The 3089-nt window shown below is 56.5% G+C and carries 2 rRNA genes (1 of these 2 cut by a window edge); both read left to right on the forward strand.

What is annotated here, in order from left to right:
• Positions 1–2763, forward strand: a 23S ribosomal RNA gene (locus tag AC3A6P_RS36005); it begins 184 nt to the left of the window's first position.
• Positions 2764–2927: 164 nt separating this feature from the next.
• A 5S ribosomal RNA gene (gene rrf, locus AC3A6P_RS36010) occupies positions 2928–3040 on the forward strand.
• Positions 3041–3089: the final 49 nt, after the last annotated feature.

Raw genomic sequence — 3089 nt, forward strand, 5'->3', positions numbered from 1 at the left:
GGCAGGAGTGAGAAATCATGGTGTTAGTTGAAGTGGCCTGGGATGGCCTGCCGTAGACGGTGAGAGCCCGGTAGACGAAAACATTGTGACTCCTGTGGAACTGTCCCCGAGTAGCAGCGGGCCCGTGGAATCTGCTGTGAATCTGCCGGGACCACCCGGTAAGCCTGAATACTTCTCAGTGACCGATAGCGGATTAGTACCGTGAGGGAATGGTGAAAAGTACCCCGGGAGGGGAGTGAAATAGTACCTGAAACCGTGCGCTTACAATCCGTCAGAGCCCTCCTTCGTGGTGGGGTGATGGCGTGCCTTTTGAAGAATGAGCCTGCGAGTCAGGGACATGTCGCGAGGTTAACCCGGGTGGGGTAGCCGTAGCGAAAGCGAGTCTGAATAGGGCGTATCCCCGTTGGGGGTGTAGTGGCGTGTTCTGGACCCGAAGCGGAGTGATCTACCCATGGCCAGGGTGAAGCGCGGGTAAGACCGTGTGGAGGCCCGAACCCACTTAGGTTGAAGACTGAGGGGATGAGTTGTGGGTAGGGGTGAAAGGCCAATCAAACTCCGTGATAGCTGGTTCTCCCCGAAATGCATTTAGGTGCAGCGTTGCGTGTTTCTTGCTGGAGGTAGAGCTACTGGATGGCCGATGGGCCTCACAAGGTTACTGACGTCAGCCAAACTCCGAATGCCGGTAAGTGAAAGCGTGGCAGTGAGACGGCGGGGGATAAGCTCCGTGCGTCGAGAGGGAAACAGCCCAGATCGCCGACTAAGGCCCCTAAGCGTGTGCTAAGTGGAAAAGGATGTGCAGTCGCGAAGACAACCAGGAGGTTGGCTTAGAAGCAGCCACCCTTGAAAGAGTGCGTAATAGCTCACTGGTCAAGTGATTGTGCGCCGATAATGTAGCGGGGCTCAAGCACACCGCCGAAGTCGCGGCATCAACGCAAGTTGATGGGTAGGGGAGCGTCCTGCATCCGGTGAAGCAGCCGCGTAAGCGAGTTGTGGAGGGTGTGGGAGTGAGAATGCAGGCATGAGTAGCGATAAGGCAAGTGAGAACCTTGCCCGCCGAAAGACCAAGGGTTCCTGGGCCAGGCCAGTCCGCCCAGGGTGAGTCGGGACCTAAGGCGAGGCCGACAGGCGTAGTCGATGGACAACGGGTTGATATTCCCGTACCCGTGTGAGCGCGTCCCTGATGAATCAGCGGTACTAACCGCCCAAATCCAGGATCACTGAGCCCTTCGGGGTGACGGTTTCTGGGGCTGCGCGGGACCTTCGTTGGTAGTAGTCAAGCGATGGGGTGACGCAGGAAGGTAGCCGTACCAGTCAGTGGTAATACTGGGGCAAGCCGGTAGGACGAGCGATAGGTAAATCCGTCGTTCACATAGTCCGAGAGGTGATGCATAACCGGATGAGGTGAATTCGGTGATCCTATGCTGCCGAGAAAAGCCTCTAGCGAGCTCTCACACGGCCCGTACCCCAAACCAACACAGGTGGTCAGGTAGAGAATACCAAGGCGTACGAGTGAACTATGGTTAAGGAACTCGGCAAAATACCCCCGTAACTTCGGGAGAAGGGGGACCCACCTACCGTCATGGCCTTCGCGGCCGGCAGCGGGAGTGGGTCGCAGAAACCAGTGAGAAGCGACTGTTTACTAAAAACACAGGTCCGTGCGAAGTCGCAAGACGATGTATACGGACTGACGCCTGCCCGGTGCTGGAAGGTTAAGAGGACCCGTTAACCCTTCGGGGTGAAGCGGAGAATTTAAGCCCCAGTAAACGGCGGTGGTAACTATAACCATCCTAAGGTAGCGAAATTCCTTGTCGGGTAAGTTCCGACCTGCACGAATGGCGTAACGACTTCTCAACTGTCTCAACCATAGACTCGGCGAAATTGCACTACGAGTAAAGATGCTCGTTACGCGCGGCAGGACGAAAAGACCCCGGGACCTTCACTACAACTTGGTATTGGCGTTCGATACGGTTTGTGTAGGATAGGTGGGAGACTGTGAAGCTCACACGCCAGTGTGGGTGGAGTCATTGTTGAAATACCACTCTGATCGTATTGGACTTCTAACTTCGAACCGTATATCCGGTTCAGGGACAGTGCCTGGTGGGTAGTTTAACTGGGGCGGTTGCCTCCCAAAATGTAACGGAGGCGCCCAAAGGTTCCCTCAACCTGGACGGCAATCAGGTGTTGAGTGCAAGTGCACAAGGGAGCTTGACTGTGAGACTGACACGTCGAGCAGGGACGAAAGTCGGGACTAGTGATCCGGCACCCCCGAGTGGAAGGGGTGTCGCTCAACGGATAAAAGGTACCCCGGGGATAACAGGCTGATCTTCCCCAAGAGTCCATATCGACGGGATGGTTTGGCACCTCGATGTCGGCTCGTCGCATCCTGGGGCTGGAGCAGGTCCCAAGGGTTGGGCTGTTCGCCCATTAAAGCGGCACGCGAGCTGGGTTTAGAACGTCGTGAGACAGTTCGGTCTCTATCCGCCGCGCGCGTCAGAAACTTGAGGAAATCTGTCCCTAGTACGAGAGGACCGGGACGGACGAACCTCTGGTATACCAGTTGTTCCACCAGGAGCACGGCTGGATAGCCACGTTCGGACAGGATAACCGCTGAAAGCATCTAAGCGGGAAACCTCTTCCAAGACCAGGTTTCTCACCCTCTAGGAGGGATAAGGCCCCCCGCAGACCACGGGATCGATAGGCCAGACCTGTAAACACAGCAATGTGTGAGGGAACTGGCACTAACCGGCCGAAAACTTACAACAACCTTTTGCTTCGCAACCACATCCGCAATGACCAACATTGCATCCCACCACCAAAAACACCTTTCTTGGTGCACACGAAACCCCCCACGGGATCCTGGGCCGGCCGCCACCACACCGTGGCGCCACCCGACCACCCCGGGGGGGAATCACACAAGAAAATAGAGTTACGGCGGTCATAGCGACAGGGAAACGCCCGGTCCCATCCCGAACCCGGAAGCTAAGCCTGCCAGCGCCGATGATACTACCCCTACGGGTGGAAAAGTAGGACACCGCCGAACACACATTCAGAAATACCCCCCACACCCGTGGGGGGTATTTCTATTTCCA

It is taken from the genome of Mycobacterium sp. Soil_C_30 (assembly GCF_057656995.1).